The following is a 25,966-nucleotide window of genomic DNA, read 5'->3' on the forward strand; positions in this document are numbered from 1 at the left end:
CCGCAAAGCGGCCCCGGCATTACTGAATCCACTCACCTTTTTCCTGCAACCGCCACCCCACCCACCCCAATGTCACCGCCCGCAACCCCATGAACCCGAGAAACGCCAACCACAACCCATGGTTGCCAAACCCACTCATGAGCACTCCCAAGGGCAGCGCAATCACCACCGACACCAACATCGCATTACGCATCTCCCGCGCCCGGGTCGCGCCTATGAACAAGCCATCCAGCAAATAGCTCCACACCGCAATCAATGGCAGCAATGCCAGGTACGGCAGGTACGGATAAGCCGCTGCCCGCACACTCTCGATGTCGGTCTGCAAATCGATGAACAGGTGCCCGCCCAGCAGGAACAACCCGGCAAACCCCAGGCTGGTGATCAGCGACCAGCCACAGGCCACCACCAGCGAGCGGCGCAATGTGTCGCGGTCGCGGGCGCCAATGGCATGGCCGCACAGGGCCTCTACCGCGTGCGCCAACCCGTCAAGCGCATAGGCAGTCAGCAGCAGGCCGTTGAGCAGCAGGGCATTGGCCGCCACGGTGGCTTCGCCCAGACGAGCGCCTTGCACGGTGATCAGCAGGAACACCAGTTGCAGCGCCAGGCTGCGCAGGAAGATGTCGCGGTTCACCGCCAGCAGCGGCCGCCAGGCCTGCCAGCGCTTGAGCGCCGCCCACACGATCTGCCCCGGGTAGGCGCGCAGGGCCGGGCGGGTCAGGGCCAGGCCGAGCAGGGCGGCGCTCCATTCGGCGATCACCGACGCCCGCGCCGAACCCAGCACGCCCCAGTCCAGGCCAAGCACGAACCACAGGTTCAAGGCGATGTTCAGCAGGTTGGTGGTCAGCAGGATGGCCAGTGGCGCCCTGGCGTTCTGGGTGCCTAGGAACCAGCCGACCAGGGCGTAGCTGGCCAGTGCCGCGGGCAGGCCAAGCAAGCGGGTATGGAAGAAGTCTTCGGTGGCTTGCTGCAGGGCCGCGCTGGGTTCCATCGCGTGCAGCGCCAGCTGACTGAAGGGCAGGGCCAGCAGGCCGATCAGCAGAGCGAAGCCCACCGCCAGCAGCAGCCCTTGTACCAGTACCTGGCGCAACGCTGCACCGTCGCCTCGGCCGGCGGCCTGGGCGGCGAAGCCGGTAGAGCCCATGCGCAGGAAACCCATCAGGCCGACCATGAAGGTGAACAGCGTGGCGCCCACGGCTACGGCACCCAACTGGTGGGCGTGGGGGAGGTGGCCGATGACCGTGCTGTCGACCAGGGCTACCAGCGGCACGGAGATATTGGACAGGATCATCGGCGCGGCCAGGGCCCAGACCTTGTGGTGGGTGGGGCGGTGCTGCCAGTCGGTGGTCAGTGAGGTCATCGGGTGTCCTGGGGAATCCTGGGGCTGCTGCGCAGCCCTTTCGCGACACAAGGTCGCTCCTACAGGGGCCGCAAGGCCTTCCAGGTTGCCGCGGTCTCTGTAGGAGCGACCTTGTGTCGCGAAAGGGGCGCAAAGCGCCCCCGCTTTTCTAAATTGCCAGCAGTGTACCGGCCATGCAGCCAATTCGCGCGACCATAGTTGCGCTATAGTTGCTGCCCTCACGTACACGCTGCCAAAGAGTTCTACTCCATGTTCAACAAAGGATTGTTGCTGGCCTGCGCGCTGGCTTTGCTCAGTGCCTGTGACTCTTCGACGCCGGACAAGCCGGCGCCATCCGAAAAGCCGGCGGCCACAGCGCCCGTCGCCACCCCGGCACCCCAACGCGAAGACCAGGCCGAACTCGGAAAACGCTACGAGGGCCGCGAGCTGACGGTGCTGGATGTTTCCGAAGTGCAGCTCGATGGCGCCGCGACGCTGTCGATCAGCTTCTCCGCGCCGCTGGATGCCAAACAGGACTTCGCCAGCAAAGTGCACCTGGTCGACACCGTCAAAGGCAAGCTCGACGGCGCCTGGGAGCTCTCCGACAACCAGATGGAGCTGCGCCTGCGCCATCTGGAGCCGCAGCGCAAACTGGTGCTGACCGTCGACAAGGGCCTGCTGGCGGTCAATGGCAAGCAACTGGACAGCGAGTCGATCAGCCGCCTGGAAACCCGCGACATGCAGCCGACCATCGGCTTCGCCAGCCGCGGTTCGCTGCTGCCCACGCGCCTGGCCGAGGGGCTGCCGGTGATCGCGCTCAACGTCGACAAGGTCGATGTCGAGTTCTTCCGCGTGAAGCCGGACATGCTCTCGACCTTCCTGGTCAACTGGGGGCGCAACAGCAGCCTGTACTACTACCAGTCCAAGGAAACCCTGGACATGGCCGATCTGGTCTACAGCGGCCGCTTCGACCTCAACCCCGCACGCAACACCCGCGAGACCGTGCTGCTGCCGATCGCCGGCATCAAGCCGCTGCAGGAGCCAGGCGTGTACCTGGCGGTGATGCGTGCCTCGGGCACCTACGACTACTCGCAACCAGCGACGCTGTTCACTCTCAGCGACATCGGTGTGTCCGCGCATCGCTACCGCGACCGCCTCGATGTGTTCGCCCAGGCCCTGGAAGGTGGCAAGGCGATGAACGGCGTGAACCTGGAAATCCATGACGACAAGGGCAAGCTGCTGGCCCAGGCCAGCACCGATAGCGATGGCCACGCCCAGCTGCCGATCACGCCCAAGGCCGACACCCTGATCGCCACCCAGGGCGTGCACACCACCCTGCTGCGCCTGAGCAGCGCGGCGCTGGACCTGGCCGAGTTCGACATCACCGGCCCGCAGGCCAACCCGCTGCAGTTCTTCATCTTCGGCCCGCGTGACCTGTATCGCCCCGGGGAAACGGTGTTGCTCAACGGCCTGCTGCGCGACCAGGACGGCAAGCCGGTCAAGGCGCAGCCAGTGAGCGTGGAAGTGCGTCGCCCGGATGAGCAGGTCAGCCGCAAGTTCGTCTGGGAAGCCGACGGCAACGGCCTGTACCAATACCAGCTGCAGTTGGCCAGCGAGGCCCCGACCGGCCGCTGGCAACTGCTGCTCGACCTGGGCGGCGGGCGCAAGCAGGTGTATGAATTTCTCGTCGAAGACTTCTTGCCCGAGCGCCTGGCGCTGGAACTCAAGGGCAGCAGCAAACCGTTGTCTCCGGATCAGGATGCGCGCATCCAGGTCAATGGCCGTTACCTATACGGCGCCCCGGCTGCCGGCAACCGCCTGAGCGGCCAGGCCTATGTTCGCCCGCTGCGCGAGGCGGTACCGGCGCTGCCTGGCTACCAGTTCGGCTCGGTCACCGAAACCGAGCTGAACCAGGACCTGGAGCTGGACGAAGTCACCCTCGACCAGGCCGGCAAGGCCGTGGTCGATATCGAAAGCCGCTGGGCCGAAGCCCGCTCGCCGCTGCAACTGACCGTGCAGGCCAGCCTGCAGGAGTCCGGTGGCCGGCCGATTACCCGCCGCCTGGAGCAACCCATCTGGCCGGCCGAGCGCCTGCCGGGCCTGCGTGGCCTGTTCGACGGCGAGGAAACCGACAGTGACGGGCCGGTGGAGTTCGAGTTCCTGGTGGCCGACCGCAACGGCAAGAAGCTGGCGGCCAACGACCTCAAGGTGCGGCTGGTGCGCGAGCGCCGTGACTACTATTGGAACTACTCGCAGAGCGATGGCTGGAGCTACGCCTACAACGAGAAATTCCTTACCCAGAGCGAAGAGACCGTCAGCGTCAAGGCCGGCTCCACCGCCAAGCTGAGCTTCCAGGTGGAATGGGGCCCGTACCGTGTCGAGGTGGAGGATCCGGAGACGGGCCTGGTGTCCAGCGCGCGCTTCTGGGCTGGCTACCGCGCCCAGGACAACGCCGAAGGCGGCGCGGTGCGGCCGGACCAGGTCAAGCTGGCGCTGGACAAACCGGCCTACGCCGACGGCGCTACCGCCAAGGTCACCGTCACCCCGCCCGCAGCCGGCAGTGGCTACCTGATGATCGAGTCCAGCGATGGCCCGCTGTGGTGGCAGGAGATCGACGTGCCCGCCGAGGGCAAGACGTTCGACGTGCAGCTGGACAAGCAGTGGGCCCGCCACGATCTGTACATCAGCGCGCTGGTGATCCGCCCGGGTGAGCGCAAGGCCAACGCCACGCCGAAACGCGCGGTGGGCGTGCTGCACCTGCCGCTGAACCGCGCCGAACGCAAGCTGGCGGTGAGCCTGCAGGCGCCGGAGAAAATGCGCCCGAAACAGCCGCTGACCGTGAAGGTCAAGGCTGAAAATGCCGATGGCAGCGTGCCGAAACAGGTGCATGTGCTGTTGTCGGCGGTGGACGTGGGCATCCTCAACATCACCGACTTCAAGACCCCCGACCCGTTCGCCAGCCTGTTCGGGCGCAAGGCTTACGGTGCTGACCAGCTGGATATCTACGGCCAGTTGATCGAAGCCGGACAGGGTCGCCTGGCCAGCCTGGCATTTGGCGGTGACGCAGCGATGGCCAAGGGTGGCAAGCGCCCCAACACCACGGTGACCATCGTCGCCCAGCAGAGCCTGCCGGTGACCCTGGACGACAAGGGCGAGGGCCAGGCCACGGTCGATATCCCCGACTTCAATGGCGAACTGCGGCTGATGGCCCAGGCCTGGACCGAGGAACAGTTCGGCATGGCCGAAGGCAAGACCGTGGTCGCCGCGCCGCTGATCGCCGAGCTCTCGGCACCGCGTTTCCTGGCCGGTGGCGACCGCACCAGCCTGGCGCTGGACCTGGCCAACCTGTCGGGCCGTGCCCAGCAGCTGAACGTTGAAATCAGCACCGAAGGGCAGCTGAGCCTGGCGGCCAACGCCGTGCAGAACGTTGGCCTGGCTGAAGGCCAGCGCTCGACGCTGATGATCCCGGTACAGGCCCAGGGTGGCCTGGGCCAGGGCAAGGTGCATGTGCGGGTCACTGGCCTGCAGCTGCCGAACGAGCCGACCGGCGCGTTCGAACGCGAGTGGACGCTGGGCGTGCGCCCGGCCTACCCGGCGATGCTCAAGCACTACCGCGTGGCATTGAAGGACCAGCCATGGACCCTGCCTGAAGCAGACCTGGCCGCCTTCGAACCCGCCGGGCTTGAAGCCAGCCTGGCCTTGTCGAGCCGGCCACCGCTGAACCTGGCCGAGCAGATCCGTGCCCTCGAAGCCTACCCCTACGGTTGCCTGGAGCAGACCACCAGCGGCCTCTACCCGTCGCTGTACGCCGATGCCGACAGCCTCAAGCGCCTGGGCATCAAGGGCGAGCCTGCCGATGTGCGCAAGCGCAAGATCGAGATGGGTATCGAGCACCTGCTGGGCATGCAGCGTTACAACGGCAGCTTCGGCCTGTGGAGCTCGGACAGCGAGGAAGAATACTGGCTGACCGCCTATGTCACCGACTTCCTGCTGCGCGCCCGTGACCAAGGCTATGGTGTGCCCGCCGAAGCGCTGAAGAAGGCCAGCGAGCGCCTGCTGCGCTACCTGCAGGAGCGCAACCTGATCGAAGTCGACTACAGCGAGAACGCCGAACACACCCGCTTCGCCGTGCAGGCCTATGCGGCATTGGTGCTGTCGCGCAGCCAGCAGGCGCCCCTGGGTGCCCTGCGTGGCCTGTTCGAACGCCGCGCCGACGCCCGCTCTGGCCTGCCACTGGTGCAACTGGCGGTGGCGCTGGACAAGATGGGCGACAAGCCGCGTGCCGAGCAGGCCCTGCAGGCAGGCCTGGGCATCAGCCGCGGTAAAGGCTGGATGGCCGACTATGGTAGCGCCCTGCGCGACCAGGCACTGATCCTGGCGCTGCTGCAGGAAAGCAACCTGGCCAGCCGCCAGGTCGACCAGCGCCTGTTCGCCCTGTCGGATGAACTGGCGGCCAACCGCTGGCTGTCGACCCAGGAGCGCAATGCACTGTTCCTGGCCGGCCGTGGCCTGCTGGGCAAACCGGAAGGCCAGTGGCAGGCGCGCCTGGACAGCGCGGGTGAAGTGCGCGAGTTCAACAATGCCGAGTCTGGCATGAAGCTCGAAGGCCCGTTGCTGGCTTCGCCGCTTAGTGTGCAGAACCAAGGCAGCGAGACGCTGTACCAGCAACTGACCTTGTCGGGTTACCCACGCCAGGCGCCTGCGGCCGGTGGCAACGGCATGCAGATCCGCCGTGAGTACCTGGGCATGAATGGCCAGCCGTTGGACCTGCATAACCTGCGCAGCGGAGACCTGGTGCTGGTGCACCTGGCGCTCAAGGCTGAAGACCGGGTGCCGGATGCGCTGGTGGTGGACTTGTTACCGGCGGGCCTGGAGCTGGAAAACCAGAACCTGGCGCAAAGTGCCGCCAGCCTGGAAAACGCCAGCAGTGCGGTGAAGGAATGGCGCGAATCGATGCAGAACGCCAGCGTGGTGCACCAGGAGTATCGCGATGATCGTTACGTCGCCGCGCTCAAGCTGGACAGCTACGGCACCACCCACCTGCTGTATCTGGCTCGGGCGGTGACCCCGGGCACCTATCGCGTGCCGCCGCCGCAGGTTGAATCGATGTACCGGCCAAACCTGCAGGCCGTGGGGGATGGGCAAGGGGAGATGACCGTAAAAGCCCGCTAGAATTTTGTCGCCTTTACCGGCCTCATCGCCGGCAAGCCAGCTCCCACAGGATGGAGCATGGCTTGAGGGCGACGCGGGCGAGGTGGCAGCTGGCTTGTCGGCGATTGGGCCGCAAGGCGGCCCCCGGCCTTGTTCAGTGAATCACCCAGCTCATCACCCACAACCCCAGCAACAGCCAGATGATCCCGAGGATGATCGAGGCGCGCATGAACGCGCGGATTGCCGAGTACAGCAGCACCAGCCCGATGATCAGGGCGAGGATGCTGAGCAGCGAGGTCTCCATGCCCAAGGTGCGCGCCAGGCCATCGATGAAATTGCCACCGGCATTGGCCAGCAGGTTGAACAGCCCGCTCAATGCGTCGACGATGAAGCGGATCAACGACCCCAGCGCCTGGCCCAGCCACTCGAAAAAACCTTCTACATGCATAGTTGCTTCCTGATGAACGAATCGGCGATGTTGCCGTTCCCAAGCCTTTGGCCATCACCTGGCCAGGTCGGTTCCCGATGCCAAGCTTAACGCGGCCGCGTACCCGTGCGGGCAGGCTGTTGCGCGTCACGGCGATCGGCATGCTGGTACTGTTCGGCCTGTTGTGGCTGGCCGACCGCCTATGGCCGCTGCCCATGCCCGGAGACGACCTGGCCCGCGTGGTGCTGGCCGAGGACGGCACGCCGTTGTGGCGCTTTGCCGATGCCGATGGCGTGTGGCGCTACCCGGTCAGCCCCGACGAGGTTTCGCCGCTGTACCTGCAGGCGTTGCTGACCTATGAGGACCGCTGGTTCTACAGCCACCCCGGGGTCAACCCGTTGGCCCTGGCCCGTGCTGCCTGGCTGAACCTGCGTGGCGGGCGTGTGGTGTCGGGCGGCAGCACGCTGTCGATGCAGGTCGCGCGCCTGCTCGACCCGCATGACCGCACCCTGGCCGGCAAACTGCGCCAGCTGTGGCGCACGGCGCAGCTGGAATGGCATTTGTCCAAGCGCGAAATCCTGCAGATCTACCTGGACCGCGCACCTTTCGGCGGCACCCTGCAGGGCGTGGCGGCCGCCAGTTGGGCATACCTGGGCAAGTCACCCATGCACCTGACCCCGGCCGAAGCGGCGCTGCTGGCCGTGCTGCCCCAGGCGCCCAGCCGCCTGCGCCCGGACCGCCACCCCGAGCGTGCCCAGCGCGCCCGGGACAAGGTGCTGCAACGCCTGGCCGAATACCAGGTGTGGCCGGCCCAGCAAATCCGTGAGGCTGCCGAAGAACCGCTGGTGCTGGCGCCACGTCAGGAACCGGCCCTTGCGCCGCTGCTGGCCCGGCGCCTGAACAGCGCCGACAGCCCGCCGCTGATCCGCACCACGCTCGACGCCGCACTGCAGCGGCGCCTCGAAGACCTGCTGCTGGGCTGGCGCGCACGGCTTCCAGAGCGCACCTCCGCTGCCATCCTGGTGGTCGATGCGCAAACCATGGCGGTGCGAGCCTATCTGGGCTCGATCGACCTGGCCGACGAGCGCCGCTTCGGGCATGTCGACATGGTGCGTTCGTTGCGCTCGCCGGGCTCCACCCTCAAGCCGTTCCTCTACGGCATGGCGCTGGATGACGGCCTGATCCATTCCGAGTCGTTGCTGCAGGATGTGCCGCGACGCTATGGCGACTATCGCCCCGGCAACTTCTCCATGGGTTTCAGCGGGCCGGTGTCGGCCAGTTCGGCGCTGGCGCTGTCGCTCAACCTGCCGGCGGTGCAGCTGCTGGAGGCCTATGGCCCGAAACGCTTTGCCGCGCAACTGCGCATGGCGGGCATGCCGCTGATACTGCCGCCCTTGGCCGAGCCCAACCTGTCGTTGATCCTGGGTGGAGCGGGCAGCCGCCTGGAGGACCTGGTGGGTGGCTACGCGGCTTTGGCGCGGGGTGGCAACAGTGCGAGGGTGCGCCTGCAACCACAGGATCCGTTGCTGGAACGGCGCCTGCTGTCGCCAGGGGCGGCGTGGATCATCCGGCGCATCCTCAGCGGTCAGGCGCGCCCCGACCGCGACCCGCATGCCGAGCTGGTGCAACGCCCGCAACTGGCGTGGAAGACGGGCACAAGCTACGGCTTTCGCGATGCCTGGTCGATCGGCGTGGGCCCGCGCTACCTGATCGGCGTATGGATTGGCCGCCCCGATGGCACACCGGTCCCCGGCCAGTTCGGGCTGGCTTCGGCAGCGCCGCTGATGCTGCAGGTGCACGACCTGCTGAGCAACCGTGACAGCCAGCGTGGCATCAGCGTGCCGGTGGAGCGGGTGCCGGCGAATGTCGGCGTGGCTGCGATCTGTTGGCCACTGGGCCAGCCGATGAGCAAAAAGGACCCCAACTGCCGGCGTCAGCGTTTCGCCTGGACTTTGGACGGCACTACGCCGCCAACCCTGCAGGCCGCCGACCAGCCACTCGGCCTGGGCCTGCGCGAAAGCGTATGGGTCAACGACCAGGGGCTGCGCGTCGATGGCAGTTGCCCGGGCGCCAAGGCCCGCGATATCGCCCTATGGCCCGCCCCGCTGGAGCCTTGGCTGCCACGTGTGGAGCGACGTGCGGCGCGCCTGCCGGCCATCGACCCGGCCTGCCCGCCGCAGGTGCCGGCCAGCGCGCCACCGCTTTCGATCGTGGGCGTGCGGCCAGGCGACAACCTGCGCCGCCCGGCCACCAGCAGCGAGCCGTTGCAACTGCATGTGTCGGCGCTTGGCGGCGGCGGTCGGCGCTGGTGGTTCCTCAACGGCCAGCCATTGGGCGAAACCCAGGGCCAGGACAGCCTGCTGGTGCGCTTCCAACAGGTAGGCCAGGCCGAAATCAGCGCGCTGGATGAAAGCGGCGAGACGGCGCGCGTGGCGTTCCAAGTCAGCGAGTAGCCGTTCGACGAGGGCCGAGGCAGCACCTACGCTTGCAGGTAACGGGTGTGACCGGCTGGCGCCCCTGATGCCTGTCAGTCAAGCAATTTGGGGCCGCTTTGCGGCCCTTCGCGGGCACGCCCGCTCCCACAGGTTTGGTGCTGGCTTCAGGAAAGCGCGATCTCGGTGGGAGCGGGCGCGCCCGCGAAGGGCTGCAACGCAGCCCCAGGGAACATGGAGCGCCCTATGCGTCCTCTGGCCGTGCCCCTGTTGTTGCTGCCTTGGGCACTTGCGGCCCATGCCGAGCCTTTGCCAGGTTTTCTCGACAGCCATGAGTACGAACGTCGCCTGCCCGGCGCCAACCTGCCGATAGACGCCTACCGTCCGGTCAGTGCTCACCTGCAGCTGGCCGGGGAGGATGGCGACAGCCCCGCGCGGGCGCCTGCGAATACCCGGCTGGTGCTGCATAAAGTGCGCTTCGAAGGCGGCACGGTGTTCCCCCTGAGCGACCTGCGCGAACACTACCAACCGCTGATCGGGCGCCAGACTACCTTGGGCGAGCTCCAGCAGTACACCGCGCGCCTGACCCAGCGCTATCGACAGGAAGGCTACCTGTTGTCTTACGCCTACCTGCCGCCGCAGGAGGTGGCTGATGGCCTGGTCAATGTGGTGCTGGTCGAAGGCTATATTCGGGATTACCGCGTGGTCGGCGATATCGGCCCGGCAAGCGCCTATCTGCACCAGCTGCTGGAGCGGCTTGCAACCGAGCGCCCGCTGACCCGGGAAACGCTGGAGCGCTACCTGGGCCTGGCCGAGCGCCTGCCGGGGGTAACGATAGAGCCGCAGCTGGCCGTGGCGCAAACCGCTGATGGTGCTGCGCGGTTGACCGTGCATGCGCAGCGCAAGCCGTTCAGCGCTGCTGTTATCGTTGCTGATGGCAACCGCGACGATGCGCAGGCGCTGCTGACGGCAACCAGCCACGCCCAGACCCGCTTTGCCGAACAGATCGAGGCCAGCCTGTTGCTGCCGCCGGGGGATGACCAGGTGCATTACCAGCGCCTGGCCTACAGCCAGTACCTGGACGCGGGCGGCAGCCAGCTGCTGCTGTCGGCTTCGCGCTACCGCAGCGAACCCGGCACGCGGATTCGTCTGGACGATGGCCGTGACATCACCCGCAAGCGCGACAGCGATCGCTATGCGATCGGCCTGCGCCAGCCGGTGATCGTCAGGCCGGATGAATGGATGGTGGTGCAGGGGCAGGTATATTCGGTCAGTGAGCACTTCGAGGACCGGGTAGATGGGTTGCCATCGGCACGGGACTACGACACCTACGTGCGTGCGCTGTCATTCGAGGGCGACTGGCGCAAGGTGGAAGAGGGCCGTTTGCGCATCGTCAGCGCCGGGGTCTATCAGGGCCTGGATTACCTGGGTGCACGCAGCGATGCCGACTACGATCTGGATTTTCTGCGGTTGCGGCTTTCCGGCTTGCAAAGTGACAGGTTGCTCGGTAACTGGCAGGGGGTGGTGTCCGGGGCGCTGTACTGGAGTGATGACCGCTTGCCCGACAGCGAGCGTGCGGGGTTTGGCGGGCAGAGTTTCGGCCGTGGCTACCCGCGCGACCAGGCGGACGGGGACAAGGGCTGGGGTGTGGCTTACGAGGTGAATTACAGCATGCACGCCAACTGGCTGGCGTTGGTGCAGCCCTATGTGGTCGTTGATACGGCGCAGGCCTGGCATAACCGGGGGCCTGTGCAGGATGCCCACCTGGCTTCGGCGGCGCTTGGTGTGCGGTTGGGCGATGGGCGCTTGTTCAATGTGGCGCTGGAGCTGGCCAAGCCTTTGGCGGATGTGGCATTGGACAGCCTGGACCGCGCGCCGCGCATGACGTTAAAACTGGCTATCCAGTTGTAACAGGTGAACCGAGGATCTGTAGGGGCAGCCTTGTGCTGCAAAGAGGCCATTTCAGGCGCAATCTTTTGTATGCCATGAGGGCCCTTTCGCAGCGCAAGGCTGCTCCTACAAAAAAGCGGTGTGCCTACCGGTCACTCAATGGGTAGTAAACCGCTGATGCACCGGCGACGAACTGGGTGTCAGTGCCAGTGCCAGCTGGGTGCGGTTGTGCATGTGGGTCAGGCGCAGCACCTGCGACACATACAGCTTCACGGTATTCTCGGTAATGCCCAGCTCACAGGCGATCTGGTAGTTGGTCTGGCCCTTGCCCACCAGGCGGGCTACTTCCAGCTGGCGTGGCGACAGCTTCTCGAACGCCGCTGGCAGTTCGCTTTCACTCTCGTCCACATCGCTGGCACGCCGGTGCATGCCCTGGCCCCGGGCTTTTTGCAGGTCCTGGTAAAGCTCGTCCATCGACTCTGCCAGCTCTTGCAGACGCTGGCTCAACCCGCCCAGCTCGCGGAAGCTGCGCTGGCGCTCCTGCACGGCCTGTTCCTGGCGGCGTACGCCCTCCAGCAGTTCATCGAGGTCCATGGGTTTCTGGTAGTAATCGGCAAAGCCCTCGCGCAACGCTCGGATCACATCCTGCTTCTCCGCTCGACCTGTCACCATGATGGCCTCGAACGCGCGCTGCCCGCCTTGTATCTTCAGTTCGCGCACCAGTTCAATACCATCACGACCAGGCATGTGCAGGTCACAGATGACCACGCCAATGGCCTCGTCTGCCAGGTAACGTTCCAGGGCTTCGTCAGTGGAGTGGGCCGGCAGGCAGCGGTAACCCTTGGTTTCGAGAAACTCACACAATTGTTCGACTATCACTGGTTGGTCATCGACCACCAATATCTTCACATCACTGAATGCTCTGGACACGATCAACTCCCTGTCGTTACGCGGTCCTGCTCCCGGGCCAAGCGCTCTGCAAACTAAAAATAGTCGGGGGTAGTGGATTTGTACAAATTACAAATTCTGTACAGCCATCGGACCACGAGATTGCTCACTGGATCCATACAGCAGTCAAAAGAAAACCGGTGAGCACATAGGGGACGAACGCCTGCTTGTCACCCATTTCCTCGGTCAAAGCCTGCAAGCGCTTTTTTACCTTGGGGTTGAGCAACGTCCACAGGCGCCGGCGGGTAAGCAGCCACAGCAGTACGCTGACACCGGCGCCGATGAAGGTGCCAAGTACGTATTGCGGGCTGGTGGCCAGGGCCAGGGCGCCCATCAGCTTGACGTCATCGGCACCGAAACGGCCGAGCATGTAACCGGGCAGGGTCAGCAACATGACTATGGCCAGCGCCCATCCGGCATCGCTGGCATCGGCGCCGATCCAGCTGCGGCCAGTGGCGAAAAGCCAGGCCAGGGCACAGGCAGCCACACCCAGGGTGAGCATGTTGGATATCTGGCGTTGACGCACGTCCTGTTCGGAGCACAAGGCAAGCCACAGCAGAAGAACAATGCTTTGCATTGGCAGGTAGCCCTTCCCAAATGTTGAACACATCTACCCGGTCAGTCAGGTTTCCTTAAGTGAAGATAGACGGGAACTTGCGGGCGAGTGGGGCGGGAAAGGCAAAAAGGCGTGGTCGGGATGGATTTTGTCGCTGTTGAAACAGGCCTCGCAGGCGACCCTTGTGGGAGCGGGTTCACCCGCGAACACCGGCAAAGCCGGTGCCATGCACCGCGTTGTTTTCTTCGCGGGTAAACCCGCTCCCACAGGGGCTGCGGCGCCTGCATAACCGCGTTCGGTGTTACTTCTTGCTCCCCGGCGGGTAGTTGGCCAACACCTTGGTCACAGTGTTCTGGATAGCGCTGTTACGTTCTTCAGGGCTTGGTGGGTAGTTGTTCATGATCTGCTCGGCACTGCCGCGCCACACCAGCTTGCCGTCACGCCCATCGAACAGGTCGATCTGGATAGTGGCGACCTTGTAGTCGACGCTGCGCGTTTCGTTGTACATCGGGCCACCCCAGTAGCCGCCCCAGTAGCCTCCCCAGCCACCGCCGTAGTTGGTGGTGATCTGTTGCTGGCGCTGCTCGACGATCAGGTACGCGCGCACTGTCACGTCCGGCCGGGCGCCGCCTTGTACCGGGCGCAGGCCACGCTGGTCGAGTTGGCTTGCAACTGCCTGGCGAATGCGCTGCTCGGTCAGGTCGCTCTTGATTCGTGGGTCATCCGGGCGGTACTGCAGGCCCGGTTCCTGCCATGCCCAGCTGCGGTAGGCGGCAAAGTCACGGCTGGCATCGAAATCCTGCTGGACGTTATTGCTGGAGCAGGCGGCGAGCAACAACGCGAATGACAGTAGAACGAGACGGCGCAACATGATGGTTCTCCGTTGGTTATCAACTGGGAGGATAGCCGTTGAGCGCCTTGTGCACAGAATCGCGCAGGGCGCTTTCGCGTTCACGCGGCGAGTCCTTGTCGCTGCCGCTTTCGGCACTGGCACTCCATACCGGCTGGCCGCTGCGGGCGTCGTACAGGTCGATACGCACCACCATCACCTGCACTTCGTAGGTGCGCACTATGGGCACGCTGGCATAGCCCCCATAGCCATGGCGGTAGCCGCCATAGCCGACACCGCCATAGGGATACGGGCCGTAGTAAGGGTCGTAGGCATCGTAGTCACGTACCTGGCGCAAGCGCTTTTCCAGGCGTATGTCGGCGCTGACCAGCAAGTCGCCGGGGCCGCCCCGGGCGGGACGCAGGCCATGCTGGTCCAGTGCGCCGCTGACGGCATCGGCCAGTTGCGCCGGGTCGGTATCGACCGAGCCACTGGGCAACTGGCCGTTGAGCCAGCTCCAGCTACGGTAGTGCCCGTAATCACGGGCCGGTGTCGGGTAGGCACTGGCATCGAAGGTGCTGGCCGCCTGGGCCGGTGCCGGTGGTAACGGGCGGCTGCTGGCCACGTAGGGGTTGCTGCCCTGGCAGCCAGCCAGGGCAAGCGGCAGCACGGCCAGGCACAACAGACGGTACGGCATGTATTCCTCCCGGCGGGCAGGTCAACGGGGGCGGCAGACCCAGTGCAGGTAGCGGCCGAGCCCGGCGAAGCTGGGGTGGCGACGGTAGGCCAGTTCCATTTCCAGCAGGTCGAGCAGCTCGGCCTTGCCTTGGAATTCCTTGGGCATGTAGTCGTGGAACACCCGCACGCCACTTTCGCTTTCAACCTGCCACATAGGATCAAGTTGCGCCCTGAGTTCCCGTGGATCAAGCGGTTTTTGCGGGGTCAGGCTCTGCTTTTCACCTTCCAGCCGGTTGCTGCGCAACTTGCGGAAATGGCCCTTGAGCAGGTTGCGATAGACCAGGGCGTCTCGGTTGTAGAAGGCCAGCGACAGCCACCCGGAAGGGGCCGTGAGCTGGTGCAGCACCGGCAGGATGCTTTCGGGCTCGGCCAGCCACTCGAGTACTGCGTGGCATAGCACCAGATCGTAGGGTTCGGTCAGCTGGCCAAGCAGGTCTTGCCAGGGGGCCTGTATGAAGGTGGCCGGTTGGCCGGCTTCGGCAAAGCGCGCCCGTGCGCCGTCGAGCATCGGCGCGGCGGGTTCGGCCAGGGTCAGCTGGTGGCCGCGCTGGGCCAGCCACAAAGCCATGTGACCCAACCCGGCACCGATGTCGAGGATGCGCAGCGGGCGGTCAGGCAGGGCTTCGGCCAGGTCGGCCTGCAGCACGGCCAGGCGGATCGCGCCCTTGGCGCCGCCGTAGATCTTTTCGGCAAAGCGGGTAGCCAGCTCATCGAAGTGACGGTCGTTCATCGGGCGAAGCGCCTCTCGCTGTCGGCCAGCTTGGCTCGCACTACCTGGTCCATGTCCAGGCCAAGTTCGCTGCACAGCAGCAACAGGTAGAGCACCACATCGCCGATTTCCTGGCCGGCATGGGCCAGCTTATCGGCTGGCAGCTGGCGCGATTGGTCTTCGCTCAGCCACTGGAAGATTTCCACCAGCTCGGCCATTTCGACACTGGCGGCCATGGCGAGGTTCTTCGGGCTGTGAAAGCCGCGCCAGTCGTTGTTGTCGCGGATCTGGTGCAGGCGTTGGGTGAGTTCTTGCAGGTTCATCGGGGGTCTCCTAATGCTGCATAGCTTCTGCGCAGGCCCGATGCAAAGCAAGCGTATACCGCCAAGACAGACATGGTCCCTGTAGAAGCGGCCTTGTGTCGCGATGGGGCGCGAAGCGGCCCCAAATTATCAGCTTCGCCGCTGGCATCGCCGGGGCCGCTTTGCGGCCCATCGCGACACAAGGCCGCTCCTACAGGGGGGCCCAGCGCCCGACCATATGCAACATGCCTCCATGCCCATCCAGCCGCAGCTCTCCCGCAGCCCCCGCCTCACTGGCACCGAGCATCACCTCCGATGGCAACCGCACCGGCTTGCGGAAATCCACCTCGAAGGCAAAGCCACTGTGCGGCAGGTGCCCGCGCAGTGCCGCCAGGGCCATGGCCTTGCTCCACATGCCATGGGCAATGGCCGTGGGGAAGCCGAACAGCCGGGCACTGGCCGCGCTGAGGTGGATCGGGTTGTAGTCCCCGCAGACCTTGGCATAACGCCGGCCGATATCGCTGTCGGCGTACCAGCGGGTCGCCTCTGGCAACGCTTGCGGTTCGTCCTCGGCAGGCTCACCTGCCTCGCTTTCCAGCTTCAACCCGCGCACCAACATGCGGCTGGTCTCGCGCCAGAGCAGGCCGATGCCGTCTTCGGCTTCGGTGACCAGGTCGAAGGTACCGCCCTTGGCATGCGCTTGCAGATTCCCTGCATGCACCGCAAAGCGCAGCCCTTCGATACCGCCCAGCGGGCGCATCACTTCGATGCGGTTGTGCAGGTGCACCAGGCCAAGCAGCGGGAAGGGGAAGTTGGGCGCGGTCATCAACTGCAGCTGCAGCCTGAACGCCATGACATGTGGATAAGTACCCGGCAGGCGGCCATCGTCGGTGAAGTGGCACAGCCGACGATAGGCGGCCAGGTTGCCCGACTGGACGCGAATGAAACAGCGTAGGCCGTCGTCCGGCAGCTTGTCGCCGCTGATGGTGCGCTTGCTGGCCGCGCGCAGATACAGGCTGGCGCGCGAAGCCGGGCTGTGCAGGTCGTGCCAGTGTCGGCTCATGCTCAAGCCCCCATCAAGGCCTGGCCGCATACCCGCAGCACCTGGCCGTTGACTGCACCGGAGCCCGGCTGGCTGAGCCAGGCGATGGCTTCGGCGACATCCTGCGGGCGGCCGCCCTGGCCAAGCGAACTCAAGCGTCGCCCGGCCTCGCGCAGGCCCATGGGCATGGCGGCGGTCATGTGGGTTTCGATGAAACCGGGTGCCACGGCATTGATGCTGCCGCCGCGCTCGGCGAGCCGGGGCGCCCACGCCTGGGCCAAGCCGATCAGCCCGGCCTTGCTCGCGGCATAGTTGGCCTGCCCGCGGTTGCCGGCGATACCGCTGACCGAGGCCAGCAGGGTGATGCGCGCGTTCTCACCCAGGGCGCCGTTGTCGTACAGCGCCTGTGTCAGCACCTGCGGTGCCTTGAGGTTTACCGCCAGCACCGCGTCCCAGTATTCCGGGGTCATGTTGGCCAAGGTCTTGTCGCGTGTGATACCGGCATTGTGCACCACGATGTCGACGCCGTCGGGCAGGGCCGCAAGCAGTTGCGTTGCCGCGTCGCCGGCGCAGATGTCCAAGGGCAGCGCCTTGCCGCCCAAGCGCGCGGCCAGGGCGTCGAGATCCTGGCTGGCTTGGGGCACATCCAGCAGCAGTACGTCGGCACCGTCCCGCGCCAGGGTTTCGGCAATGGCGGCACCGATGCCGCGCGCGGCACCGGTCACCAGGGCGCGGCGCCCAGCCAGCGGCCGGGTCCAGTCCTCGACCTGGCTGGCGCAGGCATGCAGGCGCAGCACCTGGCCAGAGATAAAAGCGCTTTTGGGCGAGAGGAAGAAGCGCAGGGCGCCTTCCAGCTGGTCCTCCGCGCCGGGGCCGACATACAGCAACTGCGCGGTCGCACCGTTGCGCAGTTCCTTGGCCAGCGAGCGGCTGAAGCCTTCCAGGGCTCGTTGGGCAATGCTGGCCAACGGGTCGTCGAGGCTTTCTGGCGCGCGGCCCAGCAGCACCACATGGGCGCACGATGCCAGGCTGCGCAGCAGTGGCTGGAAAAATTCGCGCAACTGCTTCAACGCGTCGCTGTCGGACAGGTGACTGGCATCGAATACCACGGCCTTGATCTTCGGCCCCAGGCCAGCCACCCACGCTTCGGCCTGGAGGTTGTCGGTATTGAAGCTGTAAAGCGTGTCGGTCAGGCGCGGGGCAATGGCTTCGACCTGGCTCGCCAGTGGCCCGCCACCCAGTACCAGGGCACCTTCGACCGGGCGCAGGCGGCCGGCCTGCCAGCGCTCCAGCGGCGTCGGGTGTGGCAGGCCAAGGGCTTCCACAAGACGGCGGCCGAGGTTGGAGTTGGCAAAGCCGAGGTAGCGATCGCTCATGAGTGGGTCTCCCGGAAGGCAAGCTTGAAAGTGTGGACCAACTTTGTGGCAAGGTCGTTCGAATGCGGTAAAAACACCTAGGCTGTACGGATCAAATTGTTTCAGGAGGAACAAGCGCATGCGTTCACTTCGCCGGGTCGCGATCTTGGGCGGCAACCGAATTCCCTTCGCCCGTTCCAATGGCGCCTACGCCACGGCCAGCAACCAGGCGATGCTAACCGTCGCCCTCGAAGGGCTGATCGAACGCTACCGCCTGCATGGGTTGCGCGTGGGGGAGGTGGTGGCTGGCGCTGTGCTCAAGCACTCACGAGACATGAACCTGACACGTGAGTGCGTGCTGGGTTCGCGCCTGTCGCCGCTGACGCCAGCCTATGACATCCAGCAAGCCTGCGGGACGGGGCTAGAGGCGGCACTGCTGGTGGCCAACAAGATTGCCCTGGGGCAGATCGACTGCGGCATAGCCGGCGGCGTGGACACCACCTCCGATGCGCCGATTGCGGTCAGCGAAGGCCTGCGCCACATCCTGTTGCAGGCCAACCGTGGCAAGAGCCTGGGCGAACGGCTCAAGCCATTTCTCAAGCTGCGTCCTCACCACCTGAAACCCGAATTACCGCGCAGCGGTGAGCCGCGCACCGGTTTGTCTATGGGCGAGCATTGCGAACGCATGGCCCAGGCCTGGCGCATTGGCCGTGCCGAGCAGGACGAGCTGGCGCTGCTGAGCCACCAGGCGCTGGCTGCCGCGTACGCCGAAGGGTGGCAGGATGACCTGCTGACGCCGTTTCTGTCGTTGACCCGTGATAACAACCTGCGCCCCGACCTGACCCTGGAACAATTGGCCAAGCTCAAGCCAGCCTTCGACCGCAGCGGGCAGGGCACGCTGACGGCGGGCAACTCCACACCGCTGACCGATGGTGCTTCGCTGGTGTTGCTGGGCAGCGAGGAATGGGCCGAGCAGCAGGGGCTGTCGGTGCTGGCCTATCTGGTCGATGGTGAAACCGCTGCGGTGGATTTCGTTACTGGTCGCGAAGGGCTGTTGATGGCGCCGGTGTATGCGGTGCCGCGGCTGCTGGCGCGCAATGGCCTGACGCTGCAGGACTTTGACTATTACGAGATTCACGAAGCCTTTGCTGCCCAGGTGCTGTGCACGCTCAAGGCCTGGGAAGATGCCGATTATTGCCGCGAACGGCTGGGGCTGGATGCGCCGCTCGGGACGATTGACCGCAGCAAGCTCAACGTCAAGGGCAGTTCGCTGGCGGCCGGGCACCCGTTTGCCGCGACCGGGGGGCGGATATTGGCCAACCTGGCCAAGCTGCTGGCGAGGTCGGGGAAGGGGCGGGGGTTGATATCGATCTGCGCTGCGGGTGGGCAGGGGGTGACCGTCATCGTCGAGCGCTGAGCTGTTAGGCTTGTCTGGTCAGAACTAAAAGAAACCACCATGCCCATCATCGGACACCCCCGCCCCATTCCGGCGCTGGACCACCTGCCCAGGCCGCTCTATGCACGAGCCGAAAGTCTTGGCGCCGGCTCCTGGACCACCCGCCACCAGCACGACTGGGTGCAGTTTTCCTATGCCATCAGCGGCGTCCTCGGGGTGTATACCCAGGAAGGCAGCTACTTCGCCCCGCCCCAGTGGGGCGTGTGGATACCAGCCGATGCCGAACACGAAGTGGTCACCTCGATGCAGGCCGAAATGCGCAGCCTTTACGTGCGCCGGGATGCCTGCCCGTGGGCCCCGGAGCAATGCCGGGTACTGGAAGTGACCCCGTTGGCGCGCGAACTGATCAAGCAGTTCTGCCTGTTCCCGGCAGAATACCCGGAGGTTGATAGCGCCGAGGCGCGGCTGGTGGCGGTGCTGCTCGACCAGTTGCGCATGCTGCCCGAAGTCGGCTTTTCGTTGCCACTGCCACGGCACCCGGGGTTGCTGGCGCTGTGCAATGGTCTGATCGCTGCACCGGACCAGTCGCAGACGTTGCAGCAGTGGGCGCGAGAGTTGGGTTGCTCGGAGAAGACGCTGATGCGGCTGTTCCAGCGGGAGACGGGGTTGAGTTTTCGCAACTGGCGGCAGCGTATGCGGCTGTTGTCGTCGCTGGCGCTGCTGGAGGCCGGGGAGAGTGTGACCGAGGCGGCGTTGGGGTGTGGGTATGACTCCACCTCGGCTTACATTGCGGCATTCAAGCAATTGTTCGGCGCGACGCCGGGAGAATTGAGGCTTTAGTGATTGGTCGCCTGTGCCGGCCTCTTCGCGGGCACGCCCGCTCCCGCAGGTACTGCACAGCTTGCAAAGCTGCGGTGATCCCTGTGGGAGCGGGTTCACCCGCGAAGAGGCCAGCGCAGGCAACACATCAGGTACGGAACCTGCGCACCAGTGCATCCAGCTCATTGGACAACCCGGCCAGGCTCTCCGAATCCATCCGCGCCGCCTGGGCCAGTTCGGCCACCAGCTGCGCATCGCCGTGAATCTGGCTGATGTGCCGGTTGATGTCTTCGGCCACCTGGTGCTGCTCTTCGGCCGCCGTGGCAATCTGGGTGTTCATGTCGCGGATCACATCCACCGACTCGCGGATCTGCCCGAAGCTGTCACGGGCCAGGCCGATGCGGCTCACCGACTGCTGCGAAACCTCCAGGCTGGCGTGCATCTGTGCAGCCACTTCGGCAGTGCGGCTGGCCAGGTTGCCCAGCAGGCCGTCGATCTCGGCGGTGGAGTCGGCAGTGCGCTTGGCCAGCGCCCGCACCTCGTCGGCAACCACGGCAAAGCCACGGCCCTGCTCGCCGGCACGGGCCGCTTCGATGGCGGCGTTGAGCGCCAGCAGGTTGGTCTGCTCGGCAATCGAGCGAATGGTGCCGAGGATCGACTGGATGGCGTTGCTGTCACGCTCCAGTTGCTGGATCGACTGCGCCGACTGCTCGATTTCCTGGCTCAGGCGGTCAACGCTATGTACCGCGGCATCGATCTGCTGCTGGCCTTCGCGGGCCTGTTGCTGGCCGCTGTCGGCCGACTGTGCCGCCTGGCGGCAGGAACGTGCCACTTCGTTGGCGGTGGCGACCATTTCGTGGAAGGCTGTAGAGACCATGTCCACCGCTTCGCGCTGGCGGCCTGCGGCTTCGGCCATGTCGCTGGAAACGCGGGTCGAGCTGCTGGAGGTGCTGAGGATCTTGCTGGCGGCAGCACCGATGTGCTGGATCAGGCTGCGAATGGCACCGAGGAACTGGTTGAACCAGCTGGCCAGTTGTGCGGTTTCGTCGCGGCCACGGATCTCCAGGTTGCGGGTCAGGTCGCCCTCGCCCTGGGCGATATCTTCCAGGCCGCTGGTGACGCTGTTGATCGGGCGTACGATCAGCTTGGCGAAGGTGGCACCGACCACGGCGAACAGCGCGGCCAGTACCAGGGCCACCACGCCGATCAGCCAGGTCAGGCGGGTGGTGGTCTGCATCACTTCGCTTTGTTCGATCAGGCCGATCAGGGTCCAGCCAAGCTGTTCGTCCGGGTAGATGTTGGCCATGTAGCGCACACCATTCAGCGCCACTTCGGCCAGCCCCTTGCCGTGCTTGGCCAGCTCGGCGTACCCGTCGCCAAAGCTCGCCAGTTGCTTGAAGTTATGCTTGGCGTCACGAGGGTCGACCAATACGTTGCCGTTGTTTTCCACCAGTAGCACGTAGCCGCTTTCGCCCAGCTTGATCTGCTGGACGATCTCGGTAAGGCCTTTGAGCGAGACGTCGACGTTGACCACGCCGCCAGGGTTGCCCAATTGGTTGGCGACGGTGCGCACGGTGCTGACCAGCACGGCGTCGTCGGCAGCCCAGTAGTAGGCGCCGGTACGCAAGGTTTTGCCAGGGTTGGCCATGGCCAATTGGTACCAGGGGCGGGTGCGCGGGTCGTAATTGACGAACTTCTGCCCGGCCGGCCAGCCGACATAGCCACCGTCATTCACCCCATAGGACAGGTACGCATAGCTGGGATGCGTGGTGGCCAGGCGGGTCATGAACTCCAGCAGCTTGCTGGCCTGCTCGCCCAGTTCATAGGACGGGGCTGCGCTCATGTACTTGTTCAGTTCGCTACCCGTGGCGGCGACCATCGGCTGCGCAGCCAGGTACTCGACGTTCTGGTTGATGCCCTGGAAGAAGATGTTCATCGCGTTGCTGACCTGGCGGATTTCCCGGCTGCTGCCATCGAGGAATCCGTCGCGGGCTTCGCCACGCAGGTTGAGGACCACAAGGGTGGCCACTAGGACGATGGGCAAGCCGGCGATGACCGCGAATGCCCAGGTCAGTTTCTGTTTGATGCTCATCGACGCTCCCGGATTTGTTATTTTCGACACACGAGGCAGGTAACAATTGCATCGGCAGCATCCGGGTTTAATGTAGGGAAACGCCCGTATTTATTGGATAAAGTCGCAGTTGGTGACTATTCGGTCGTGTTTGGACGTATATGGCATACCAAAAGCGTTGCGGGTGGCTCAGTGACAGCAGCCACCAGCAGTCCCATTGGCCAGATCCTTGAGGATCGGGCAGTCCGGGCGCTCGTCTCCCTGGCAGTGCGATACCAGTTCGCCAAGGGTGTCGCGCAGGCTCACCAGCTCTTCGATGCGCCGGTTCAGCTCATCGATGTGCTGCATGGCCAGCGCTTTCACATCGGCGCTGGCACGCTGGCGGTCCTGCCACAAGGTCAACAGCTTGCCGACCTCCTCGAGGGAAAAGCCCAGGTCGCGGGAGCGCTTGATGAAGGCCAGGCTGTGCAAGTCTTCCGCCTGGTAAAGGCGGTAGCCGCTGTCACTGCGCGTGGCGGGTTTGAGCAGGCCGATGGACTCGTAGTAACGGATCATCTTGGTGCTGAGCCCGCTGCGGCGGGCGGCCTGGCCTATGTTCATGGGGCCTCCTGGGTGTTGCTGGTGGGTTTCCACGCCTTGAGCCACAGCGCGTTGCTCACCACGCTGACGCTGGACAGGGCCATGGCGGCGCCGGCCAGTACCGGGTTGAGGTAACCCAGCGCGGCCAGCGGGATGCCGATCAGGTTATAGATGAACGCCCAGAACAGGTTCTGGCGGATCTTCGCATAGGTCTTGCGGCTGATCTCCAGGGCGGCCGGTACCAGGCGTGGGTCGCCGCGCATCAGGGTGATGCCGGCGGCCTGCATGGCCACGTCGGTACCGCCCCCCATGGCAATGCCGATATCGGCGGCGGCCAGCGCCGGCGCATCATTGATGCCATCACCGACCATGGCGACCACGCCATCCTGCTTGAGCGCGGCCACGGTCGCGGCCTTGTCGGCCGGCAGCACTTCGGCATGCACGTCGTCGATGCCCAGGGCATCGGCCACCACTTTGGCGCTGCCGCGGTTGTCGCCGGTCAGCAGGTGGCTGCTGATGTGTTGCGCATGCAGGGTATCGATTGCCTGCGCGGCGCCGGGCTTGAGGCTGTCACCAAAGGCGAACAGGCCCAGCACACGCGGCTGCGCGCCGCGTTCGATAAGCCATGACAGGGTGCGCCCCTCGGCTTCCCAGGCCTGGGCCTTGGCGGCCAGGTCGCCGGGTGGCAGGGCGCTTTCATCGAGCAGGCGGCGGTTGCCCAGGGCCAGCTCGCGGCCTTCCACGCGCCCGGCAATACCACGCCCGGTCAGCGACTGGCTGTCGGTAACCCCAGGCACGTCCAGGCCCTGTTCGGCACAGGCATCCAGTACCGCCTTGGCCAGCGGGTGTTCGCTGCCGCGCTGCAGGGCACCGGCCAGGCGGTGCAGGTCGGCGCTGCTGCCCACCTGCGCCTGGCTGTGGACAACGCGCGGGCTGCCGGAGGTGAGGGTGCCGGTCTTGTCGAACACCACGCGGTTGACCGCATGGGCGCGCTCCAGCGCTTCGGCGTCCTTGATCAGGATGCCATGGCGGGCGGCGACCCCGGTGCCGGCCATGATCGCGGCGGGTGTGGCCAGGCCGAGGGCGCAGGGGCAGGCGATGACCAGTACCGCGACGGCATTGATCAGCGCGGTTTCCAGTGGCGCGCCAGCCAGCCACCAACCGACCAGGGTGATCAGCGCCAGTACCAGCACGGCCGGGACGAATACCTGGCTGACCCGGTCGACCAGCTTCTGGATCGGTGCCTTGGCCGCCTGGGCGTCTTCCACCAGGCGGATGATGCGTGCCAGCACGGTTTCGGTACCCAGTGCCTTGGTGCGTACCAGCAGCCGGCCTTCGCCGTTGATGGCGCCACCGGTGACGCTGTCGCCGGGCTGCTTGGGCACCGGCAGGCTCTCGCCGCTGATCAGGGCTTCATCGGCATGGCTGCTGCCGTCTTCCACCACGCCATCGACCGGGAAGCGCTCGCCGGGTTTGACCAGTACCAGGTCGCCGAGGCGCAGTTGGGCAATGGCCACGTCTTCTTCCCGGCCATCGACCAGGCGCACGGCCCGTTCCGGGCGCAGGGCCTCGAGGGCACGGATGGCGCTGGCAGTCTGGCGCTTGGCACGGCTTTCCAGGTACTTGCCCAGCAGCACCAGGGCAATCACCACGGCCGAAGCTTCGAAGTACAGGTGAGGGGCCATGCCGGCGGGGGCTTGCGCCCACTGGTACAGGCTCAGGCCGTAGCCGGCGCTGGTGCCCAGGGCTACCAGCAGGTCCATGTTGCCAGTCCCGGCGCGCACGGCTTTCCAGGCGGCCACGTAGAACCGCGCGCCGAGAATGAACTGCACCGGTGTGGCCAGCAGGAACTGCACCCACGCTGGCAACATCCAGTGCACGCCAAACGGCTGCACCACCATTGGTACCACCAGCGGCAGGGCGAGCAGCAACGCTGCGCCGACCGCCAGGCGTTCGTTACGCAGGCGGTGCTGGGCAGCGTGCTGGTCGTCCTTGGCGGTTTGCGGCAGGCTGGCGCTGTAGCCGGCCTTTTGCACGGCGTCGATCAGCAGGTTGTCGTCGAGGGCCGCGAGCACTTCGAGGTGAGCGCGTTCGCTGGCCAGGTTGACGCTGACCCGTTCAACACCCGGCAGCTTGCCGAGAGCGCGCTCTACGCGGCCGACGCAACTGGCGCAGGTCATGCCGCCAATCTGCAGTTCGACGGTGCGGGTGGGCACGCCATAGCCGGCTTCGCGTATGGCCTCGACCAGCGCGGGCAGACTGTTGACCGGGGCCTGGACCCGGGCCTGTTCGGTGGCGAGGTTGACGCTGACCTGTTCAGTGCCGGTGACCTTGCGCAGGGCGCGTTCGACCCGGCCGGCACAACTGGCGCAGGTCATGCCGGAGATCGGCAGGTCGTATGTGGTGGATGCGGGCATGGCTCTCCTCCTTGGACAGGCCTCCAGCATCAACCTTGCCACGCAGGTAAGGTCAATAGCCCAGGCCGGCTCGCTTCAACTCCAGCCCATATTGCCCCATGGCGATGCGGTATTTGTTGATCTGGCCCGCCTGCAGGTTCAGTCGCGTGCTGCGTTGGTCCTCGACACCCGGGGCGCAGCCGGGCATTTGCCCGGGCAGCAGGCGCAGGCGCACGTCCACCGGGCCGGGTGGCAGGTTGAACGAGGTGGACTGCTCCTGGAACACGCGCCCGGAGAGCTGGTCGTTGAGGTAGATGCCGATTTCGCAACTGGTGGCCACTTCCAGACGCTCCCGGGAAATGATCAGCACACTGTAGTCCGAGTTGCCCTCGGCGCTGGCCGGTGGCACTGCAGCCAGCGTGCTCAATAGCCCGACGACGCCCAATGCTGCCCTGAACATGAAGAATCTCCTGCTTGCCTGATCATCAAAGGCGCAGCTTGGCCGACGCGCGCGCGGATTTCCACCCCAGCTGGTGTCGGCAAGTCTTGACCTTGCCCCGATGGCAAGCTTGAGACTTGTGGAAAACCCGAAGGAGGTAACCCCCATGCAAGTGTTCAATGTACAAGGCATGACCTGTGGCCATTGCGTGAAAGCCGTGACCCGGGCGGTGCAGGAACAGGATGCCGCGGCCAAGGTGGAGGTCGATCTGGCGGCCAGGCAGGTACGGGTGCAGAGCGAGTTGGCTCAGGAGCAGATCCTCACGGCCATTCGCGATGAGGGTTATCAGGCCGACGTAGCCTGATCAGGCTATGCGCTGAACTCTGTAGGAGCGGCCTTGTGTCGCGATGGGCCGCAAGGCGGCCCCAGGATATTGGCATCGATGCATGACTTGCTGGGGCCGCTTTGCGGCCCATCGCGACACAAGGCCGCTCCTACAGGGGCCGCGCGAGGGCCTGTATTGTTGCAAATGTTTTCATGTCGATAGGGCC

The 25,966-nt window shown here is 65.5% G+C and carries 20 protein-coding genes; 6 read left to right on the forward strand and 14 right to left on the reverse strand.

Translation table 11 applies throughout. From position 1 onward, the window contains the following. Nucleotides 1–19: 19 nt before the first annotated feature. Nucleotides 20–1,357 (reverse strand): MATE family efflux transporter, encoded by a 1,338-nt coding sequence (locus tag E5221_RS03385; protein WP_247846857.1) that lies wholly within the window; start codon nt 1,355–1,357, stop codon nt 20–22. A 249-nt stretch (nt 1,358–1,606) separates the two neighbouring features. Here E5221_RS03385 and E5221_RS03390 point away from each other — a divergent pair, with 249 nt between their 5' ends. Beyond that, entirely contained in the window at nt 1,607–6,508 is a 4,902-nt protein-coding gene (locus tag E5221_RS03390) for an alpha-2-macroglobulin (protein ID WP_247846858.1), read from the forward strand. Between the two features lie 133 nt (nt 6,509–6,641). Here the strand turns inward: E5221_RS03390 and E5221_RS03395 are convergent, their stop codons facing one another. Continuing rightward, nucleotides 6,642–6,935 (reverse strand): hypothetical protein, encoded by a 294-nt coding sequence (locus E5221_RS03395; RefSeq protein WP_013970720.1) that lies wholly within the window; start codon nt 6,933–6,935, stop codon nt 6,642–6,644. A gap of 77 nt (nt 6,936–7,012) precedes the next feature. Here E5221_RS03395 and pbpC point away from each other — a divergent pair, with 77 nt between their 5' ends. Both pbpC and E5221_RS03405 read left to right on the forward strand, forming a co-directional pair. Then, nucleotides 7,013–9,367, forward strand: a complete 2,355-nt coding sequence (gene pbpC, locus E5221_RS03400) for a peptidoglycan glycosyltransferase PbpC (RefSeq protein WP_247846859.1) — start codon at nt 7,013–7,015, stop codon at nt 9,365–9,367. Between the two features lie 225 nt (nt 9,368–9,592). Further along, nucleotides 9,593–11,257 carry a POTRA domain-containing protein gene (locus E5221_RS03405; RefSeq protein ID WP_247846860.1) on the forward strand — a complete coding sequence of 555 codons (1,665 nt, stop codon included), beginning with the start codon at nt 9,593–9,595 and terminating at the stop codon, nt 11,255–11,257. Nucleotides 11,258–11,392: 135 nt separating this feature from the next. Here the strand turns inward: E5221_RS03405 and E5221_RS03410 are convergent, their stop codons facing one another. The 8 genes from E5221_RS03410 to E5221_RS03445 form a co-directional block, all read right to left on the reverse strand. Next, on the reverse strand, nt 11,393–12,166 hold the full coding sequence (locus E5221_RS03410; protein ID WP_024086200.1) for a response regulator transcription factor: 774 nt from the start codon (nt 12,164–12,166) through the stop codon (nt 11,393–11,395). 124 nt (nt 12,167–12,290) lie between these two features. Beyond that, nucleotides 12,291–12,761, reverse strand: a complete 471-nt coding sequence (locus E5221_RS03415; protein ID WP_013970724.1) for an A24 family peptidase — start codon at nt 12,759–12,761, stop codon at nt 12,291–12,293. 280 nt (nt 12,762–13,041) lie between these two features. After that, nucleotides 13,042–13,611: a DUF4136 domain-containing protein gene (locus E5221_RS03420; RefSeq protein ID WP_039614657.1), complete on the reverse strand. Its 570-nt coding sequence runs from the start codon at nt 13,609–13,611 to the stop codon at nt 13,042–13,044. Nucleotides 13,612–13,630: 19 nt separating this feature from the next. Further along, on the reverse strand, nt 13,631–14,266 hold the full coding sequence (locus E5221_RS03425; protein ID WP_003257064.1) for a DUF4136 domain-containing protein: 636 nt from the start codon (nt 14,264–14,266) through the stop codon (nt 13,631–13,633). Between the two features lie 21 nt (nt 14,267–14,287). Further along, nucleotides 14,288–15,037 carry a methyltransferase domain-containing protein gene (locus tag E5221_RS03430; protein ID WP_015268825.1) on the reverse strand — a complete coding sequence of 250 codons (750 nt, stop codon included), beginning with the start codon at nt 15,035–15,037 and terminating at the stop codon, nt 14,288–14,290. After that, nucleotides 15,034–15,339 (reverse strand): MazG-like family protein, encoded by a 306-nt coding sequence (locus tag E5221_RS03435; RefSeq protein WP_013970728.1) that lies wholly within the window; start codon nt 15,337–15,339, stop codon nt 15,034–15,036. Before E5221_RS03435 ends, E5221_RS03430 begins: the two co-directional genes overlap by 4 nt. A gap of 190 nt (nt 15,340–15,529) precedes the next feature. Continuing rightward, nucleotides 15,530–16,381 carry a MaoC/PaaZ C-terminal domain-containing protein gene (locus tag E5221_RS03440; protein ID WP_247846861.1) on the reverse strand — a complete coding sequence of 284 codons (852 nt, stop codon included), beginning with the start codon at nt 16,379–16,381 and terminating at the stop codon, nt 15,530–15,532. A 2-nt stretch (nt 16,382–16,383) separates the two neighbouring features. Further along, complete coding sequence (locus E5221_RS03445) at nt 16,384–17,736, reverse strand: 3-oxoacyl-ACP reductase (RefSeq protein ID WP_247846862.1); 1,353 nt, start codon at nt 17,734–17,736, stop codon at nt 16,384–16,386. Nucleotides 17,737–17,854: 118 nt separating this feature from the next. On the opposite strand from E5221_RS03445, the gene E5221_RS03450 reads away from it, so the two are divergent. Both E5221_RS03450 and E5221_RS03455 read left to right on the forward strand, forming a co-directional pair. Further along, a complete protein-coding gene (locus E5221_RS03450; RefSeq protein ID WP_247846863.1) occupies nt 17,855–19,132 on the forward strand; it encodes an acetyl-CoA C-acetyltransferase in 1,278 nt (425 codons plus the stop codon). Nucleotides 19,133–19,171: 39 nt separating this feature from the next. Further along, on the forward strand, nt 19,172–19,951 hold the full coding sequence (locus E5221_RS03455; RefSeq protein ID WP_013970732.1) for a helix-turn-helix transcriptional regulator: 780 nt from the start codon (nt 19,172–19,174) through the stop codon (nt 19,949–19,951). Between the two features lie 127 nt (nt 19,952–20,078). Here E5221_RS03455 and E5221_RS03460 read toward each other — a convergent pair whose 3' ends face one another. The 4 genes from E5221_RS03460 to E5221_RS03475 form a co-directional block, all read right to left on the reverse strand. Continuing rightward, the gene (locus tag E5221_RS03460; RefSeq protein ID WP_247846864.1) at nt 20,079–22,022 is read right to left on the reverse strand and encodes a methyl-accepting chemotaxis protein; all 1,944 of its coding nucleotides are present in this window, start codon (nt 22,020–22,022) and stop codon (nt 20,079–20,081) included. A gap of 168 nt (nt 22,023–22,190) precedes the next feature. Next, nucleotides 22,191–22,601, reverse strand: coding sequence for a Cu(I)-responsive transcriptional regulator (gene cueR / locus E5221_RS03465; RefSeq protein WP_023663456.1), 411 nt, complete (start codon nt 22,599–22,601; stop codon nt 22,191–22,193). Beyond that, on the reverse strand, nt 22,598–24,997 hold the full coding sequence (locus E5221_RS03470) for a heavy metal translocating P-type ATPase (protein ID WP_247846865.1): 2,400 nt from the start codon (nt 24,995–24,997) through the stop codon (nt 22,598–22,600). The genes cueR and E5221_RS03470 overlap by 4 nt, the downstream gene beginning before the upstream one ends. Before the next feature lie 52 nt (nt 24,998–25,049). Continuing rightward, a complete protein-coding gene (locus tag E5221_RS03475; protein WP_061303955.1) occupies nt 25,050–25,436 on the reverse strand; it encodes a hypothetical protein in 387 nt (128 codons plus the stop codon). A gap of 145 nt (nt 25,437–25,581) precedes the next feature. On the opposite strand from E5221_RS03475, the gene E5221_RS03480 reads away from it, so the two are divergent. Further along, the gene (locus E5221_RS03480; RefSeq protein WP_015268835.1) at nt 25,582–25,779 is read left to right on the forward strand and encodes a cation transporter; all 198 of its coding nucleotides are present in this window, start codon (nt 25,582–25,584) and stop codon (nt 25,777–25,779) included. Nucleotides 25,780–25,966 lie beyond the last annotated feature (187 nt).

It is taken from the genome of Pseudomonas sp. A2 (assembly GCF_023100865.1).
In the GTDB taxonomy this organism is placed as follows: Bacteria; Pseudomonadota; Gammaproteobacteria; order Pseudomonadales; family Pseudomonadaceae; genus Aquipseudomonas; species Aquipseudomonas asiatica.

What these genes read in the sequence shown, in the direction of transcription:
- E5221_RS03435 (WP_013970728.1), bottom strand. Translation starts at nt 15,339, where the DNA reads ATGAACCTGCAAGAACTCACCCAACGCCTGCACCAGATCCGCGACAAC.
- E5221_RS03460 (WP_247846864.1), bottom strand. Translation starts at nt 22,022, where the DNA reads ATGAGCATCAAACAGAAACTGACCTGGGCATTCGCGGTCATCGCCGGC.
- E5221_RS03480 (WP_015268835.1), top strand. Translation starts at nt 25,582, where the DNA reads ATGCAAGTGTTCAATGTACAAGGCATGACCTGTGGCCATTGCGTGAAA.
- pbpC (WP_247846859.1), top strand. Translation starts at nt 7,013, where the DNA reads ATGCCAAGCTTAACGCGGCCGCGTACCCGTGCGGGCAGGCTGTTGCGC.
- E5221_RS03425 (WP_003257064.1), bottom strand. Translation starts at nt 14,266, where the DNA reads ATGCCGTACCGTCTGTTGTGCCTGGCCGTGCTGCCGCTTGCCCTGGCT.
- E5221_RS03470 (WP_247846865.1), bottom strand. Translation starts at nt 24,997, where the DNA reads ATGCCCGCATCCACCACATACGACCTGCCGATCTCCGGCATGACCTGC.
- E5221_RS03450 (WP_247846863.1), top strand. Translation starts at nt 17,855, where the DNA reads ATGCGTTCACTTCGCCGGGTCGCGATCTTGGGCGGCAACCGAATTCCC.
- E5221_RS03395 (WP_013970720.1), bottom strand. Translation starts at nt 6,935, where the DNA reads ATGCATGTAGAAGGTTTTTTCGAGTGGCTGGGCCAGGCGCTGGGGTCG.
- E5221_RS03475 (WP_061303955.1), bottom strand. Translation starts at nt 25,436, where the DNA reads ATGTTCAGGGCAGCATTGGGCGTCGTCGGGCTATTGAGCACGCTGGCT.
- E5221_RS03385 (WP_247846857.1), bottom strand. Translation starts at nt 1,357, where the DNA reads ATGACCTCACTGACCACCGACTGGCAGCACCGCCCCACCCACCACAAG.
- cueR (WP_023663456.1), bottom strand. Translation starts at nt 22,601, where the DNA reads ATGAACATAGGCCAGGCCGCCCGCCGCAGCGGGCTCAGCACCAAGATG.
- E5221_RS03405 (WP_247846860.1), top strand. Translation starts at nt 9,593, where the DNA reads ATGCGTCCTCTGGCCGTGCCCCTGTTGTTGCTGCCTTGGGCACTTGCG.
- E5221_RS03390 (WP_247846858.1), top strand. Translation starts at nt 1,607, where the DNA reads ATGTTCAACAAAGGATTGTTGCTGGCCTGCGCGCTGGCTTTGCTCAGT.
- E5221_RS03455 (WP_013970732.1), top strand. Translation starts at nt 19,172, where the DNA reads ATGCCCATCATCGGACACCCCCGCCCCATTCCGGCGCTGGACCACCTG.
- E5221_RS03445 (WP_247846862.1), bottom strand. Translation starts at nt 17,736, where the DNA reads ATGAGCGATCGCTACCTCGGCTTTGCCAACTCCAACCTCGGCCGCCGT.
- E5221_RS03415 (WP_013970724.1), bottom strand. Translation starts at nt 12,761, where the DNA reads ATGCAAAGCATTGTTCTTCTGCTGTGGCTTGCCTTGTGCTCCGAACAG.
- E5221_RS03430 (WP_015268825.1), bottom strand. Translation starts at nt 15,037, where the DNA reads ATGAACGACCGTCACTTCGATGAGCTGGCTACCCGCTTTGCCGAAAAG.
- E5221_RS03440 (WP_247846861.1), bottom strand. Translation starts at nt 16,381, where the DNA reads ATGAGCCGACACTGGCACGACCTGCACAGCCCGGCTTCGCGCGCCAGC.
- E5221_RS03420 (WP_039614657.1), bottom strand. Translation starts at nt 13,611, where the DNA reads ATGTTGCGCCGTCTCGTTCTACTGTCATTCGCGTTGTTGCTCGCCGCC.